Annotated in this window: 14 protein-coding genes and 1 pseudogene; 8 read left to right on the forward strand and 7 right to left on the reverse strand. The window is 70.2% G+C overall.

Annotated features, from left to right (window positions below):
- Positions 1–577: pseudogene (locus ACQKIP_RS21115) on the reverse strand (esterase); the annotation flags it as partial.
- 188 nt (positions 578–765) lie between these two features.
- Here ACQKIP_RS21115 and ACQKIP_RS21120 point away from each other — a divergent pair.
- The 6 genes from ACQKIP_RS21120 (at position 766) to ACQKIP_RS21145 (ending at position 5,738) form a co-directional block, all read left to right on the forward strand.
- Positions 766–2,616 (forward strand): phosphatidylglycerol lysyltransferase domain-containing protein, encoded by a 1,851-nt coding sequence (locus ACQKIP_RS21120; RefSeq protein ID WP_427743760.1) that lies wholly within the window; start codon positions 766–768, stop codon positions 2,614–2,616.
- A 30-nt stretch (positions 2,617–2,646) separates the two neighbouring features.
- Positions 2,647–3,519 carry a dihydropteroate synthase gene (folP, locus tag ACQKIP_RS21125; protein WP_365858850.1) on the forward strand — a complete coding sequence of 291 codons (873 nt, stop codon included), beginning with the start codon at positions 2,647–2,649 and terminating at the stop codon, positions 3,517–3,519.
- Complete coding sequence (locus ACQKIP_RS21130) at positions 3,516–4,079, forward strand: nuclear transport factor 2 family protein (RefSeq protein ID WP_365858852.1); 564 nt, start codon at positions 3,516–3,518, stop codon at positions 4,077–4,079. Before folP ends, ACQKIP_RS21130 begins: the two co-directional genes overlap by 4 nt.
- Positions 4,080–4,212: 133 nt before the next feature.
- On the forward strand, positions 4,213–4,572 hold the full coding sequence (gene folB / locus ACQKIP_RS21135; protein ID WP_361191074.1) for a dihydroneopterin aldolase: 360 nt from the start codon (positions 4,213–4,215) through the stop codon (positions 4,570–4,572).
- A complete protein-coding gene (folK, locus tag ACQKIP_RS21140; protein ID WP_365858855.1) occupies positions 4,569–5,180 on the forward strand; it encodes a 2-amino-4-hydroxy-6-hydroxymethyldihydropteridine diphosphokinase in 612 nt (203 codons plus the stop codon). The genes folB and folK overlap by 4 nt, the downstream gene beginning before the upstream one ends.
- Before the next feature lie 72 nt (positions 5,181–5,252).
- Complete coding sequence (locus ACQKIP_RS21145) at positions 5,253–5,738, forward strand: DUF3180 domain-containing protein (RefSeq protein WP_365858857.1); 486 nt, start codon at positions 5,253–5,255, stop codon at positions 5,736–5,738.
- Positions 5,739–5,846: 108 nt separating this feature from the next.
- On the opposite strand, the gene folE is transcribed toward ACQKIP_RS21145, so the two are convergent.
- The 6 genes from folE to dacB form a co-directional block, all read right to left on the reverse strand.
- Complete coding sequence (folE, locus tag ACQKIP_RS21150; RefSeq protein ID WP_361191067.1) at positions 5,847–6,452, reverse strand: GTP cyclohydrolase I FolE; 606 nt, start codon at positions 6,450–6,452, stop codon at positions 5,847–5,849.
- A gap of 133 nt (positions 6,453–6,585) precedes the next feature.
- Positions 6,586–8,610, reverse strand: a complete 2,025-nt coding sequence (ftsH, locus tag ACQKIP_RS21155) for an ATP-dependent zinc metalloprotease FtsH (protein ID WP_365858860.1) — start codon at positions 8,608–8,610, stop codon at positions 6,586–6,588.
- Between the two features lie 193 nt (positions 8,611–8,803).
- On the reverse strand, positions 8,804–9,364 hold the full coding sequence (gene hpt, locus ACQKIP_RS21160) for a hypoxanthine phosphoribosyltransferase (protein WP_135330538.1): 561 nt from the start codon (positions 9,362–9,364) through the stop codon (positions 8,804–8,806).
- A gap of 51 nt (positions 9,365–9,415) precedes the next feature.
- Complete coding sequence (tilS, locus tag ACQKIP_RS21165) at positions 9,416–10,525, reverse strand: tRNA lysidine(34) synthetase TilS (RefSeq protein ID WP_365858863.1); 1,110 nt, start codon at positions 10,523–10,525, stop codon at positions 9,416–9,418.
- Between the two features lie 236 nt (positions 10,526–10,761).
- On the reverse strand, positions 10,762–11,880 hold the full coding sequence (locus ACQKIP_RS21170; RefSeq protein ID WP_365858865.1) for a zinc-dependent metalloprotease: 1,119 nt from the start codon (positions 11,878–11,880) through the stop codon (positions 10,762–10,764).
- 259 nt (positions 11,881–12,139) lie between these two features.
- On the reverse strand, positions 12,140–13,783 hold the full coding sequence (gene dacB, locus ACQKIP_RS21175) for a D-alanyl-D-alanine carboxypeptidase/D-alanyl-D-alanine endopeptidase (protein WP_365858867.1): 1,644 nt from the start codon (positions 13,781–13,783) through the stop codon (positions 12,140–12,142).
- Between the two features lie 85 nt (positions 13,784–13,868).
- Between dacB and ACQKIP_RS21180 the strand changes: the two genes are divergently transcribed.
- A complete protein-coding gene (locus ACQKIP_RS21180) occupies positions 13,869–14,357 on the forward strand; it encodes an inorganic diphosphatase (protein WP_135330561.1) in 489 nt (162 codons plus the stop codon).
- 133 nt (positions 14,358–14,490) lie between these two features.
- Positions 14,491–15,752 (forward strand): threonine/serine ThrE exporter family protein (locus tag ACQKIP_RS21185; RefSeq protein WP_427743765.1); only part of this gene is annotated, 1,262 nt, incomplete at its 3' end.

Consider the following 15,752-nt stretch of genomic DNA (forward strand, 5'->3'; position numbering starts at 1 on the left):
TGACCAGGATCATCGGCTGCATCAGGTCCCGCTTGGCCTGCTGATGGACGGTCTGCGGGTAGTGCAGGCCCTTGATCAGGGCCTCGGCGGTGCCGGGGTAGCCGGTGAGGACCACGGACACGGGGAACGTGCGCTTCTTGAACCGCGGCTGGAAGTACTCGGGCGGCAGATAGACGTACGCGGGGCTCGCTATGTCCGACTCCTTGCCGCTGACGACGACCTTCTGGATCTGGCCGCCGATCGAGGGCCGGTCGCCGCCCGGCACGTTCACCGACCGGGTGCTGCGCAGCTCGACCGGGGTCCCGCCCCTGGCGGGATCGTGGTCGACGACGACACCGGGGCTCGTCTCCTGGCCGAAGAGATCCGCCCAGGTGGCGTAGAAGCCGAAGGCCTGGTTGGCGGCGAGACCGACCGAGGCGAAGATCGCCAGCTGCGTGGCGACGAGCAGGCCGACCCGGCCGGTGACGGCCCGCCAGGAGCGCCCGGCCAGCCGCGGCCAGAGCCAGATGGTGCCGATGAACAGCGCGACGGCGAGGAGCACCGCCACCGCGAGAACCGCTTTGCCCGTCAGACCCATGGGGTGTCCTGCCTGCGCTTTCTGCCTGTTCCGTCGTTCTTTTTCCTGCGGTTTTCCGGTCGGGAGTGAACCCGATTCCCGGAAGGACCGTCCTAGAGGGCGCAATGTCGCCGGATGCCGTATTGGTGCCGGATTCAAGCTCTCTCGCAGAACCACGGGATGCGATGTCTGTCAGGATAGATGCCGAAATGTCGGGTGGGGTTCCGGACCGCGAGGGCAGTGGCCCCGATGGTCGGCGCCGTACCGGCGGGCTCCGCGACGGCAGACTCGGCAGACTGCTCCACGGACCCCGCCCCGAGGCCGTGCCGGCCATCGTCGCCCGCGCCTGCGCCCTCGTGGGCCTGCTGAACATCGCGGCCGGTGTCTTCCCGCGCTTCCGCAAGAGCCGCATGCACGCCATCGCCGAGGTCCTGCCCGGCGCGCTCGGCCCCTTCGCCGCCGCGCTCGCACTCAGTATCGGCGTTCTCCTGCTGCTGCTCGCGCACGGTCTGCGCCGCCACAAGCGGCGGGCCTGGCGGGCCGCCGTGGTGCTGCTGCCGGTCGGCGCCGTGGCGCAGTTCGCCTACCGGCACTCGGTCATCGGCGTACTGATCTCGCTCGCGCTCCTCGCGCTTCTGCTGCGCCACCGGCGTGAGTTCGCCGCGCTGCCCGACCCGCGCAGCCGCTGGCGGGCCCTGGCCAACTTCGTGCTCCTGGGCGCCGGTTCCATCCTCCTCGGCCTGCTGATCGTCAGCGTCCATCCGCACAGGGTCGTCGGGGACCCGAGCATCACCGACCGCCTCGCCCACGTCCTGTACGGCCTGTTCGGCCTCGAAGGCCCGGTCGACTACTACGGGCGGACGTCCTGGACGGTCGCCTGCTCGCTGGGCGCCCTCGGCCTGCTCACCGCCGTCACCACCATCTACCTGGCCTTCCGCCCCGAACACCCGGCCGCGCGCCTCACCGAGGACGACGAGGCGAAGCTGCGCGCCCTGCTCGACAAGCACGGCGCCCGCGACTCGCTCGGCCACTTCGCGCTCCGCCGCGACAAGGGCGCCGTCTTCTCCCCCAGCGGCAAGGCGGCGGTCACCTACCGCGTGGTCTCCGGAGTGATGCTCGCGAGCGGCGACCCCATCGGCGACGTGGAGGCCTGGCCCGGCGCGATCGAGCGCTTCATGGACGAGGCGAAAGCCCACTCCTGGACGCCCGCCGTCATGGGCTGCTCCGAGACCGGCGGCGAGGTCTGGACCCGCGAGACCGGCCTCGACGCCCTCGAACTGGGCGACGAGGCGGTGGTGGATGTCGCGGATTTCTCCCTGTCCGGGCGTGCGATGCGCAACGTACGCCAGATGGTCAAGCGGATCGAGCGCGGTGGCTACGAGACCCGCGTACGGCGCGTGCGTGACCTCGGTGAGCGCGAGCTGGAGCGGATACAGCGCGCCGCCGAGGACTGGCGCGGCACCGACACCGAACGCGGCTTCTCCATGGCGCTCGGCCGCATCGGCGACCCGGACGACGGCGACTGTCTGATCGCCACGGCACACAAGGCCGACGACGAACCGGGCCCCTACGGAGACCTCAAAGCCGTCCTCCACTTCGTGCCCTGGGGCGCGGACGGCGTCTCCCTGGACCTCATGCGCCGCGACCGCGCCGCCGACCCCGGCATGAACGAGCTGCTCATCGTGGCCGCCCTCCAGGCCGCCCCGAAGCTCGGCATCGCGCGCGTGTCCCTCAACTTCGCGATGTTCCGCGCGGCACTCGCCCGTGGCGAGAAGATCGGCGCGGGGCCGGTGCTCCGTGCCTGGCGCGGACTGCTCGTCTTCCTGTCCCGCTGGTTCCAGATCGAGTCCCTGTACAAGTTCAACGCGAAGTTCCGCCCCCGCTGGGAGCCCCGCTTCGTCGTCTACCGCTCCTCCAAGGAGCTCCCCCGCATCGGCTTCGCGGCCATGCAGGCCGAGGGCTTCGTCACGCTCGCGCCACCCCGCTTCCTGCGCCGGGGGAGCGCGCAGCGCCGCCCCTGCCCCCACCGCACGGCGGAGCACGAGGTCCGGGCGGCATAGAGCCCGGCCGCACGGGCCTAGGCTGGAGGCATGAGTACGTTGCGCGGGCGGGGAACGGTCGAGGGACTGCCGGAATGGGGCCGCTGCGCGGTCATGGGGGTCGTGAACGTGACCCCGGACTCCTTCTCCGACGGGGGCCGCTGGTTCGACACCACGGCCGCCGTCAAGCACGGCATCGACCTGGTCGCGCAAGGGGCCGACCTGGTCGACGTGGGCGGTGAGTCGACCCGTCCCGGCGCCTCGCGCGTGGACGAGGACGAGGAGCTGCGGCGCGTGGTCCCCGTGGTGCGCGGACTCGCCGCCGAGGGCGTGACGGTCTCCGTGGACACGATGCGCGCCACCGTCGCCGAGCAGGCGCTCGCCGCGGGCGCCGCCCTGGTCAACGACGTCAGCGGCGGTCTCGCCGACGCGCGCATGGTCCCCGCGGTCGCCGCCGCCGGGGCGCCCTTCGTGGTGATGCACTGGCGCGGCTTCCTCACCGACATCCACGCCAAGCCCGTCTACGAGGACGTGGTCCGCGAGGTCGTCGACGAGCTCCACGCGCGCGTGGCGGCCGCCATCGAGGGCGGCATCGCCCCCGAGCGCATCGTCGTCGACCCGGGCCTCGGCTTCTCCAAGGACGTCGAGCACGACCTGGCGCTCCTCGGCGGCCTCGACCGTCTCCGTGAGCTCGGCCACCCGATCCTGGTCGCCGCGTCCCGCAAGCGGTTCCTGGGCCGTGTCCTGGCGGGCCCCGAGGGCGCGCCGCCGCCGGCCCGCGAGCGCGACGCTGCCACCGCCGCCGTCTCCGCCATCGCCGCCCACCAGGGCGCCTGGGCGGTCCGTGTGCACGAGGTGCGGGCCACCGCCGACGCCGTCCGTGTCGCACACGCCGTGACGAGCGCGGCGGGCGGTTCTCAGTGACCGGGGCCAGGACCGACGCGCAGCAGGTCGAGGCGGCCAACACGGCCTTCTACGAAGCGCTGGAGCGCGGCGACTTCGACGAGGTCTCCGACCTCTGGATGGACGGGGACGCGACTCCGGAACCGGATGAACACGACGATCCCGCCGATCCCGACGGTTCCGACGGTCCCGGCAGCCGGGACGACGAGGACGCCGCGCAGGACGGCGACGAGGCCGCGATCTCCTGCGTCCACCCCGGCTGGCCGGTCCTCACGGGCCGCGGCGAGGTCCTCAGGTCGTACGCCCTGATCATGGCGAACACCGAGTACATCCAGTTCTTCCTGACCGACGTGCACGTCGGTGTGGCCGGCGACACCGCTCTGGTGACCTGCACGGAGAACATCCTCAGCGGCGGCCCGCCCCCCGAGGGCGGCGGTGAACTGGGCCCGCTCGTCGGCCAGCTCGTGGTCGCCACCAATGTGTTCCGGCGCACAGTGGACGGATGGAAGCTCTGGTCACACCACGCCTCACCCGTACTCGCCGAAACCGACGACGAAGAGGGCGAGGAGTCACCCTCCTGAGTGGGTAGGGGCGGTTGCAGGAGCCCCCGCGGGCAAAGACTGTCAGTGCGCGCAGGTAGATTCGATCGAGGCTGGTGTGCCGACCGCACTCGGTACAGGCCTGCCGATACCGACGATTGCAGGAGTGATTCGCGTGGATCGTGTCGCGCTGCGCGGCCTCAAGGCCCGTGGGCACCACGGTGTCTTTCCGCGGGAACGCGAAGAGGGCCAGACCTTCATCGTGGACCTGGTAATTGGCCTGGACACCCGTGCGGCCGCCGCCGACGACGACCTGGCGAAGACCGTGCACTACGGCATCGTGGCCGAGGAGGTCGTGGCCGCCGTCGAGGGCGATCCCGTCGACCTCATCGAGACGCTTGCCGAGCGCATCGCCCAGACGTGTCTCAAGCACGACGGAGTCCTGGAGGTCGAGGTGTGCGTCCACAAACCGGACGCCCCGATCACCGTGCCCTTCGACGACGTGACCGTCACCATCACCCGGAGCCGAGTATGACCGCGTTTTCCACGCAAGGGCAGAGCGACCCGACCGTCCAGCCGGTGCCCACCGCCGTGGTGCAGCAGGTCGACGCAGCCGACACCACGCTCTCCAACCCCAAACGCGCCGTGATCTCCCTCGGCAGCAATCTCGGCAACCGCCTGGAGACGCTGCAGGGCGCCATCGACGCCCTGGAGGACACCCCCGGCCTGCGCGTCAAGGCCGTCTCTCCCGTGTACGAGACGGAGCCCTGGGGCGTCGAGCCGGGCACCCAGCCGTCGTACTTCAACGCGGTCGTCGTGGTGAAGACGACCCTGCCGCCCTCCTCGCTCCTGGAGCGGGCGCACGCCATCGAGGAGGCCTTCCACCGCGTACGGGACGAGCGCTGGGCCGCCCGCACGATCGACGTCGACATCGTGGCGTACGCGGACGTCGTCTCCGACGACCCGGTCCTCACGCTCCCCCACCCGCGTGCGCACGAGCGCGCCTTCGTCCTCGCCCCCTGGCACGACGTGGAGCCCGAGGCACAGCTCGCGGGACGCGGCGCGGTCACGGACCTGCTGGCCAAGGTCACCCGGGACGGCGTCGCGCCCCGTGTCGACCTGGAACTCCGGCTGCCGGAATAGTCGTTAGGGTCTAACGGACCCGCATGACGACGAGCGGGTCCGTCAGACGACGAAGGCGACGAAGGGTCATCCGTGGAGCAGCTGCGCATCAGGACACTGGCCGGCGTCTTCGTGGTGGCCGGAGTGCTGTCCTGGGCGGGCGCCCGGCTGTGGGACTCCGTGGGCACGCTGCCGCGGGTCCCGCTGGCCGCGCCCATCGTGCTCGCGGTGATCGCTGCGGTGCTCCTGGCCACGGCGCTCTCGCTGCGCGCCCGGCTGCGCGCCCAGCGTGAGCGGCGCCCCGGAGCCAAGGGCGTCGAGCCGATGATGGCCGCGCGTGCCGTCGTCTTCGGTCAGGCGAGCGCCCTGGTCGCCGCCCTCGTCGCCGGGATGTACGGCGGCACGGGCGCCTTCCTCCTGGAGTATCTGGACGTCCCGTCCCGCCGCGACCAGGCGATCTACGCCGGTCTCTCGGTCCTTGCGGGCATCGCGGTGATAGCGGCCGCCTTCTTCCTGGAGCGGGTCTGCAGGCTCCCGGAGGACGAGGAGGAGAACGGCGGAACGGCCGCAGCGGCCTAATGCCGGCCCGCCCCGTAAGGGGCGCGGGGAACTGCGCGACCGGCCCCCACCGGCCCGCAGATACACCCCGCATCTCCAGCGAAGCGTCACCGCACATCCAGCGAAGCGTCAGCGCGCCATGATCAGGCTCATCGCCTCGTTGCGCGTCGCGGGGTCACGGAGCTGTCCCCGCACCGCCGACGTGATCGTCTTGGCGCCCGGCTTGCGCACCCCGCGCATGGTCATGCACATGTGCTCGCACTCGACGACGACGATGACGCCGCGCGGCTCCAGGATCTCCATAAGGGAGTCCGCGATCTGCGTGGTCAGCCGCTCCTGGACCTGCGGACGGCGCGCGTACACGTCCACGAGGCGGGCGAGCTTGGACAGGCCGGTGATCTTGCCGTCGGAGGACGGGATGTAGCCGACGTGCGCGACGCCGTGGAACGGCACCAGGTGGTGCTCGCAGGAGCTCTGCACCTCGATGTCCTTCACCAGGACCATCTCGTCGTGCCCGAGGTCGAACGTCGTCGTCAGGACGTCCTCGGGCTTGAGCCACAGACCGCCGAATATCTCCTTGTACGCGCGGGCCACGCGGCCGGGAGTCTCCCGCAGGCCCTCGCGGTCCGGGTCCTCGCCCACCGCGATCAACAGCTCGCGCACGGCGTTCTCGGCCCGCTTCTCGTCGAACACGCCGATCGTGCCCTCGCCGTCCAGCGTCACGGGATCGGTCATGTGTGCCTCGTTCCTAGCGTTCCACGCATCAGCGCGGCTGTGCGTACGAAAAAACTGCGCCCCCCAGGCTAGAACCAGGGGGGCGCAGCTTCCATTCCGGGCCTGCTGAGACGCCGGGGATCAGCTCCGGGGATCAGCTCTCGGGGCGATCTTCCTTCGTCACGTCGACGGGGGTCTCCGTCGGGCCTGCGGTCACCGCGGGCGTGGCGCCGTTCGCACCGTTCGTCAGCGACAGCTCCCGGGGGGAGAGCACCGGCGGGCGGGTCGAGGGCGTGCGCCGCGAGGAACCGGTCCACGCCGGGCGGGCCGGACGCTTCACGATGCCTGCGAAGACCTCGGCGATCTGCTCCTTGTTGAGCGTCTCCTTCTCGAGGAGCTGGAGGACCAGGTTGTCGAGAACGTCGCGGTTCTCGACGAGGATCTCCCAGGCCTCGTTGTGCGCGGTCTCGATGAGCTTCTTGACCTCTTCGTCGACCAGCGCGGCGACTTCTTCGGAGTAGTCGCGCGGGTGACCCATCTCGCGGCCCAGGAACGGCTCGGTGTTGTCACCGCCGAACTTGATCGCGCCGAGCCGCTCGGTCATGCCGTACTGCGTGACCATGGCACGTGCGGTCGCGGTGGCCTTCTCGATGTCGTTCGCCGCGCCCGTCGTCGGGTCGTGGAAGACGAGCTCCTCGGCCGCGCGCCCGCCCAGCATGTACGCCAGCTGGTCGAGCATTTCGTTGCGCGTGGTGGAGTACTTGTCCTCGTCCGGCAGGACCATCGTGTAACCGAGGGCCCGGCCGCGCGACAGGATCGTGATCTTGTGGACCGGGTCCGAGTTCGGAGAGGCCGCCGCGACCAGGGCGTGACCGCCCTCGTGATACGCGGTGATCTTCTTTTCCTTGTCGGACATGATCCGGGTCCGCTTCTGCGGACCGGCCACGACACGGTCGATCGCCTCGTCGAGCGAGTGGTTGTCGATCAGCTTCCGGTCGCCGCGCGCCGTGAGGAGCGCCGCTTCGTTCAGCACGTTCGACAGGTCGGCGCCGGTGAAGCCCGGCGTACGCCGCGCGACCGCGCCCAGGTCCACGTCCGGGGCGACCGGCTTGCCCTTCTGGTGAACCTTGAGAATCTCCAGACGGCCCTGCATGTCCGGACGGTCCACCGCGATCTGGCGGTCGAAACGGCCGGGGCGAAGGAGCGCCGGGTCGAGGATGTCGGGGCGGTTCGTGGCGGCGATCAGGATGACGCCGCCCTTCACGTCGAAGCCGTCCATCTCGACGAGCAGCTGGTTCAGCGTCTGCTCGCGCTCGTCGTGACCGCCGCCCATGCCGGCGCCGCGGTGGCGGCCGACGGCGTCGATCTCGTCGACGAAGACGATCGCCGGGGCGTTCGCCTTGGCCTGCTCGAAGAGGTCACGCACACGGGAGGCACCGACACCGACGAACATCTCGACGAAGTCGGAACCGGAGATCGAGTAGAAGGGGACGCCGGCCTCGCCCGCGACGGCGCGCGCGAGCAGCGTCTTGCCCGTACCGGGAGGCCCGTAGAGGAGCACGCCCTTGGGGATCTTGGCTCCGACGGCCTGGAACTTCGCCGGCTCCTGGAGGAACTCCTTGATCTCGTGGAGTTCCTCTACGGCCTCGTCCGACCCGGCCACGTCCGAGAACGTCGTCTTCGGAGTGTCCTTGGTGATCAGCTTGGCCTTGGACTTCCCGAACTGCATGACCCGGGAGCCGCCGCCCTGCATCTGATTCATCAGGAACAGGAAGACGACGACGATCAGTACGAAGGGGAGCAGGGAAAGCAGGATGCCGACGAACGGGTTCTGCTTCGACGGCGAGACGGTATAACCGTCCGGGATCTTCTTGTCCTGGTACTTGTCCTGCAAGGTCTTGGCGATGTCGACACCCTGGTTGCCGATGTAGCTCGCCTGGATCTTGCTGCTGTCCTTGACCTTCTGGCCGTCCTTGAGCTCGACCTTGATGGTCGACTCGTCACCGGTGGTGAGCTTGGCGGATTCGACCTTGTCGTCGTTGATCGCCTGCACAACCTGGCCGGTGTCCACCGTCTTGTAGCCACCGGACGAACCGACGACCTGCATCAACACGACCACGGCAAGGACGGCCAGCACGATCCACATGACTGGCCCACGGAAGTATCGCTTCACGTCCATCCATACGGAGCGATGACGCCCCGTCCCTCCTGCCATAGTGAGTTTGATAAAGGCTGTTCTTCGGACGGTACCCCAGCATTGTCACCCGAAGTCGCACGGGACGGCTGACAAACCCGTCTTCGCATGCTCCAACGCGGGGAAACGGGTGAGGGTTCCCGGCCGCCTCAGCCGAGTTGGCCGGGAAGGCCGGTGATCAGCCGCCGTAGACGTGCGGAGCGAGGGTGCCGACGAACGGCAGGTTGCGGTACTTCTCCGCGTAGTCCAGGCCGTACCCGATCACGAACTCGTTCGGGATGTCGAAGCCGACCCACTCCACGTCGATCGCGACCTTGGCCGCCTCGGGCTTGCGAAGGAGCGTGCACACCTTCAGCGACGCGGGCTCGCGCGAGCCGAGGTTGGAGAGCAGCCAGGACAGCGTCAGACCGGAGTCGATGATGTCCTCGACGATCAGGACGTGCTTGCCCTTGATGTCGGTGTCCAGGTCCTTCAGGATCCGCACGACCCCGGAGGACTGGGTGCCCGCGCCGTACGACGACACGGCCATCCAGTCCATGGTGAGCGGGGTGGACAGCGCACGCGCGAGGTCCGCCATGACCATCACCGCGCCCTTGAGCACGCCGACGATCAGCAGGTCCTTGCCCGCGTACTCCGCGTCGATCTTCGCCGCCAGCTCAGCCAGCTTCGCGTCGATCTCTTCCTTGGTGATGAGCACCGACTGAAGATCGGTGCCCATGTCTTTCGCGTCCACCCGCATCACTTTCGGTCGTCCGTCACACCGGCTGTGCAGAGCCCGGGGGCCCCTCGGTCAACAGCCTTGCCGGATCACCAGTCTGCCACCCTGGCGCTGAGCGACGACTTTGCCCGGGAGATTGATGGCTCCCTGGCCGCGCCAGCCCGTGATCAGGCGGTCGACCTCTTCGAGGTGCCGGGCGAACAGCGCACCGGCCGGGGCGCCCGCGTCGATGGCGGCGCGGCGCACGATCCGGCGCCGTACGGCGGGCGGCAGGGCGTAGAGCTTGGCGCATTCGAGGAGTCCGGCGGCGTCGCGCACGGAGGCTTCCGCCTGCGCGGCCCAGTGGTCCAGGGCGTCGGCGTCATCCCGGGACAACTGGGCCGTACGGGCGAGTGCTTCCACGACTCCCTTGCCGAGCGCCTTCTCCAGGGCGGGCAGACCTTCGTGCCGCAGCCGGGAGCGCGTGTAGGCGGGGTCGGTGTTGTGCGGGTCGTCCCAGACGGGCAGCGACTGGACCATGCAGGCCTTGCGGGCCGTCTGCCGGTCGATGTGCAGGAAGGGGCGGCGGTAGCGGCGGTCGGCGCCCGGTCCGCCGGAGACGGCGGCCATTCCGGACAGGGAACGGATGCCGGAGCCGCGGGCGAGACCGAGCAGGACGGTCTCCGCCTGGTCGTCGCGGGTGTGGCCGAGCAGGATCGCGGCTGCGCCGTGCCGGTCGGCCATGGCGTCGAGCGCGGCATACCTCGCGTCGCGGGCCGCGGCTTCGGGGCCGCCGTCCCGCCCGACGTCGACGGCGACGGACTCGATCGGGTCGAGGCCGAGCGCGGTGAGCCGCGAGACGACCTCGGCGGCGCGCAGATCGGACCCGTCCTGCAGTCGGTGGTCGACGGTGACGGCGCCGGCGCGGATGCCGAGTTTGGGGGCCTCGAAGGCGAGGGCGGAGGCGAGCGCCATGGAGTCGGCGCCGCCGGAGCACGCGACGAGCACGAGTGGCGACGCGGCCGGCTCGCGTGGAGGCTGGGGGTGAGCAGGGCTCGGGGGAACGTGCTCGGGGGTGCGCTGTGCTTCGGGGCGCCGTAGATCGGCGCGCTGGGCGTCGGTGCGCTGTACGTCGGTCAGTACGTCGTGGAGTACGCGGCGGACCGCCAGGCGTATCGCCGCGACCGCAGGATGGGGACCCATGTCCGGTTCCCTTCATGAAGTTCGGGGGTGAGCCTCGGACCTGTCACTCAGGACCACTCTCGGGAGATCGGGCCTCAGACAGATCCCATGAGATTAGTCACTCAGAGTGTGTCGATGGTGACAGAGCCGAGCCGTTCCCCGAGCATTGCACGCTCACCCATGGCTCACGGTCCCTCGGACGGGTGATTGGGGAGGCGTTCCCCTGCCGTCGGCCGCAACTCGCTCCTTTACTGCGCTCACTCCCCCTTACGGTGCACCCGCGCGACCCAGTCCGCCGGTTTGGCGATCTCCGACTTGGTGGGCAGTGTGTTCGGCGAAGTCCATACGCGGTTGAATCCGTCCATTCCGACCTCGCCGACGACGGCGCGCACGAAGCGCTCGCCGTCGCGGTATTGGCGCAATTTCGCGTCCAGGCCGAGCAGCTTGCGCAGTGCCTGGTCGAGGCGGCTCGCGCCGCGCGCCCTGCGCTCCTTGAACTTCTCCCGGATCTCGCCGACGGAGGGCACCACGTCGGGGCCCACTCCGTCCATCACGAAGTCCGCGTGGCCTTCGAGGAGCGACATGACGGCCGTGAGGCGGGCGAGGATCTCGCGCTGGGCGGGGGTCTGCACCAGCTCCACGAGGGAGCGGCCCCCGTCGTCCTCCTCGGCCTCGGGGCGGCCGCCGGCCAGCGACTGGGCCGTCTCCCTGATGCGCTCCAGGACCGTCATCGGGTCGACTTCGGTCTCCGAGAGGAACGCCTGGATCTCGCCTTCGAGGTGGTCGCGCAGCCAGGGCACGGCCGAGAACTGGGTGCGGTGCGTCTCCTCGTGCAGGCAGACCCAGAGCCTGAAGTCATGGGGGTCCACGTCGAGTTCGCGCTCCACGTGCACGATGTTCGGCGCCACGAGCAGGAGCCTGCCGCCGCCGCCCTCCCCTGCCGGGAGGTCGCGGGTGGCCGGGGCGAAGGTCTCGTACTGCCCGAGGACGCGCGAGGCGAGGAAGGAGAGCAGCATGCCCAGCTCGACGCCGGTCACCTTGCCGCCGACCGCGCCGAGCATCGCGCCGCCGGGGCCGCTGCGGCGGTCCTGCATCTTGTCCAGGAGGGGCTTGAGGATCTCCCGGAAACCGGCGACGTTCGCCTTGATCCACCCCGCCCGGTCGACGACGAGCACCGGGGTGTCGTGAACGTCGTCCGTGCCCATCCGGGTGAAGGAACGGACGTGCTCCTCCGAGGACTTCGCATGCTTCCTGAGCTCGGCGACGATGGCCCTTGCCTCGTCCCGGCTCACTTCTGGACCCGGCCGGACGAGCCGGGTCGCGGTCGCCACCGCGAGATTCCAGTCGACCATCTCCGCACCACCGATGCTCGTCATGCGTCAACGGTACGTGCTCGACCCCACCTACGGAGGGGGTTGACCCCCGAGATTGCCCTACTCCGGGCCCGTAGGGGGTCCGACCCCACGCGGTCGGCGCCGCTCACGGACGGGGTTGGCCCCCCGAGATTGCCCTACTCCGGGTCTGCAGGTGCCTGAGGGACCCAATGGGCCCGTGGGACGCGGGTTGGACGCAGCGGGCCTCGGGGGCGGGCTCGTAAGGAGCAGTCTCGTAAGGAGCAGTGGGGAGTCTTCGGGGTCAGCGGCAGCCGCACTTTGCTACTGCTGAGGCCATTTTGTCCAGGGCCGACTGCGCCGCCTTGGGGTCCGTGGTGCCCGTGGTCATGAAGGCGAAGACCAGGAGTCGGCCGTCCGTGTCGACGACCGTGCCCGCCAGGGTGTTCACGCCGGTCAGGGTGCCGGTCTTGGCGCGTACGACGCCGGTGCCCGGCGAGTCCTTGGGGTAGCGGTCGACCAGGGTTCCGGTGAAGCCCGCCACGGGCAGGCCCGTCACCACCGAGCGCAGTTCGGGGTGGGCGGGGTCGGCGGCGCGGGCGAGGAGCGCGGCGAGCAGCTCGGCGGAGCTGCGGTCGGCCCGGTCCAGGCCGCTCCCGTCGGCGAACTTCGTCCCGCCGAGCGGCACCTGCGCCTTCTTGAGCTGGGCGTCGATCGCCCGGCCCGCGCCGTCGAAGCTCACCGGCTCCTTCGAGGCGAGCGCGGTCTGGCGGGCCAGCGCCTCGGCGATGTCGTTGTCGCTGTGCGTCAGCATCCGCTCGACGAGGGCGGACAGCGGCGGCGACTCCACCTTGGCGAGGGACTCCGCGCGGTCGGTGGCCGCGGAAGGCCCCGGCTCCGGGTTCGCGTCCTTCTTGCCGCCCTCGCCCTTCTTGTCCTTGTCGCCCGTGTCGCCCTTGTCGCCCTTCCCCTCTCCCTTCGCCTCGATGCCGATCCCCTCGTCCTCCAGGAAGCCCGCGAACTTCTTCGCCGCGTCCGCCGCCGGGTCGCCCGAGCGCGGCGCGGGGCCGCTGGAGGAGTCGTCGAGGCGGCCCTCGTCGGCCATCAGCGCGCTGACCAGGGTGAGGTTCTCGTTCGGGCCGATGGGGTGCTGCTGCTCCCCCGAGTACAGCGAGGTGTCGTACGACAGGGACACCTTCTGCGTGCCGCGGTCCTTGAGGGCGCGCGCGGTGCCCTTCGCCAGGTCGCGCAGGCTCGCGGCGCTCTTCGAGTAGGGGCCGTCCTTGCGGGCGGTGAGCGTGGGGTCGCCGCCGCCCACCAGGACGACGTCGTTCGAGTCCGGCTCGACGACCGTCTTCGTGGCGATGCGGTGGTCGGCCCCCGCCGAGGTCAGCGCCGCGACAGCCGTGGCGATCTTGGTGGTCGACGCGGGCGTCAGGGCATCCCCGCCGCCCTTGCCGTAGACCCGCCGCCCGCTGCCCGCGTCGATGACGACCGCCGAGCGCTCGGGCCCGAGAGCCTTGTCCTTCAGGAGGGGATCGAGGACGCCAGCGAGCGCCTTGGTGTCCGGAACGGGCGCGGAGCCGCCGTGCGGCGCCCCCGCGGGCACGCCGAGCCCCCTGAGCACGGAAGGGGCGCTCGGGGCGGCATCCGGCGCCCCGCCGGACGCGCCGCCGCCGTGATCTGTGCCACCCCCGGCCTCCTGAGCAGCCGCCCAGTCCCGCTCGGCCGTACGCTGACCGGAGGAGTCCCAGGGGCCGGCCGCGGCCGCCGCACCGGCCGCGATCGCGATTCCGACGGTGGCGGCACCCGCCGTGAGCTGCCAGGTCTTGAGTTTCGCAGGATTCTTGAGGGCGGCAGGGATCTTGGGAGCCGAGAGCTCGGGAAGCTGCCGCAGCAACTTTCCGACGTGCTGCCGGGTCTGCTGCCAAGGCTTGAGCTCAGGCACGACGACCAGCCCCTTTCGCGATCACACATCTGCGTGAGGGACACTTAACCACCCGAAGTATGTGCTGATCATGGAGGAGCCACCCGTGGAGTTCGACGTCACCATCGAGATTCCGAAGGGTTCGCGGAACAAGTACGAGGTGGACCACGAGACCGGCCGGATCCGCTTGGACCGTCGCCTCTTCACGTCGACCAGCTACCCCGCGGACTACGGCTTCGTCGAGAACACCCTCGGCGAGGACGGTGACCCGCTGGACGCCCTCGTCATCCTGGACGAGCCGACCTTCCCGGGCTGCCTCATCAAGTGCCGCGCGATCGGCATGTTCCGGATGACCGACGAGGCGGGCGGCGACGACAAGCTGCTCTGCGTCCCGGCGTCGGACCCCCGCGTGGAGCACCTGCGCGACATCCACCACGTCTCCGAGTTCGACCGCCTGGAGATCCAGCACTTCTTCGAGGTCTACAAGGACCTGGAGCCCGGCAAGTCCGTCGAGGGCGCCGACTGGGTCGGCCGCGCGGACGCCGAGGCCGAGATCGAGAAGTCGTACAAGCGTGCGGAGGCGCAGGGCCACTGAGTGCCCCGTATCCGACGCTGACGGGCCGCGCGATCTTCACACAGACCGCGCGGCCCGTTCGCGTATCTGTGCGCATACTGTTCGTACTGGAGGTGCACAAGGTACGTATGTATGTGGGAGCGAGGCAGTGAAAGTGGCTGACCAGGAGGCCGAAGACCGCAAACCGCAGTCGGACGAGGCACGGAGTGCATTCACTCAGCCCACCGGCGTGCTGCCGCAGCCACCGGCACCCGAGGACGAGTCGCAGACGACGTCCGAGTTCGCGATCCCGACCGGTCTGCCGAACCTCGCGTCGCTGCCGAACTCCTCGACCACCCAGGAGACCGAGAAGTCGGCGTTCACCACGCCGAACACGTACAGCGCCCGCAACGCGCCGCCCGCCTTCACTCCCCCGCAGGGCATACCTCTGGTGAAACTCACCAAGGAGACGCCCTGGCAGGACCAGATGCGCACGATGCTGCGCATGCCCGTGGCCGAGCGGCCCACTCCGGAGGCCACCCAGCGGCACGAGGACGAAACCGGGCCCGCCGTGCCCCGCGTGCTCGACCTGACGCTGCGTATCGGCGAGCTGCTGCTCGCGGGCGGCGAGGGCGCCGAGGACGTGGAGGCGGCGATGTTCGCCGTCTGCCGCAGCTACGGCCTGGACCGCTGCGAGCCGACAGTAACGTTTACTCTGCTCTCGATCTCGCACCAGCCGTCCCTGGTGGACGACCCGATCACGGCCTCGCGGACGGTGCGCCGCCGGGGCACCGACTACACCCGTCTGGCCGCCGTCTTCCAGCTGGTGGACGACATCAGCGACACGGACGTCGAGGTCTCCCTGGAGGAGGCCTACCGCACGCTCGCGGGCATTCGCCGTAACCGCCACCCCTACCCCGGCTGGGCCCTCACGGCCGCCGGCGGGCTCCTCGCGGGCTCCGCGTCCGTGCTCGTCGGCGGTGGCGCCCTGGTCTTCCTGGTCGCCGCGTTCGGCGCGATGCTCGGCGACCGTCTCGCCTGGCTGTGCGCGGGCCGCGGGCTGCCGGAGTTCTACCAGTTCGTGGGCGCCGCGATGCCGCCCGCCGTGATGGGCGTGACGCTCAGCCTCGTGCACTCCCAGGAGGTAAACGCCTCCGCGGTGATCACGGGTGGACTCTTCGCCCTGATCCCCGGAAGAGCCCTGGTCGCCGGTGTCCAGGACGGCCTGACCGGCTACTACATCACGGCGGCGGCCCGCCTCCTGGAGGTCTGCTATCTCGTCGTGGGCATCGTCTGCGGCGTGCTGCTCATCCTGTCGCTCGGCGTGATGCTGGACGCGACGAGCCTTCAGCCGGAGACGGCCTTCGTGGCGGTCGACTCGCGCCCGGTGATCCAGATCCTGGCGTCGATGGCGCTGAGCCTCGCCTTCGCGATACC

Source organism: Streptomyces sp. NPDC059900, assembly GCF_050270335.1.
Classification (GTDB): domain Bacteria; phylum Actinomycetota; class Actinomycetes; order Streptomycetales; family Streptomycetaceae; genus Streptomyces.

Excerpts from the sequence above, each read along its gene's own strand:
- ACQKIP_RS21120 (WP_427743760.1), top strand. The coding sequence starts at position 766 with ATGTCGGGTGGGGTTCCGGACCGCGAGGGCAGTGGCCCCGATGGTCGG.
- folP (WP_365858850.1), top strand. The coding sequence starts at position 2,647 with ATGAGTACGTTGCGCGGGCGGGGAACGGTCGAGGGACTGCCGGAATGG.
- folK (WP_365858855.1), top strand. The coding sequence starts at position 4,569 with ATGACCGCGTTTTCCACGCAAGGGCAGAGCGACCCGACCGTCCAGCCG.
- folE (WP_361191067.1), bottom strand. The coding sequence starts at position 6,452 with ATGACCGATCCCGTGACGCTGGACGGCGAGGGCACGATCGGCGTGTTC.
- ftsH (WP_365858860.1), bottom strand. The coding sequence starts at position 8,610 with ATGGACGTGAAGCGATACTTCCGTGGGCCAGTCATGTGGATCGTGCTG.
- hpt (WP_135330538.1), bottom strand. The coding sequence starts at position 9,364 with ATGCGGGTGGACGCGAAAGACATGGGCACCGATCTTCAGTCGGTGCTC.
- tilS (WP_365858863.1), bottom strand. The coding sequence starts at position 10,525 with ATGGGTCCCCATCCTGCGGTCGCGGCGATACGCCTGGCGGTCCGCCGC.
- ACQKIP_RS21170 (WP_365858865.1), bottom strand. The coding sequence starts at position 11,880 with ATGACGAGCATCGGTGGTGCGGAGATGGTCGACTGGAATCTCGCGGTG.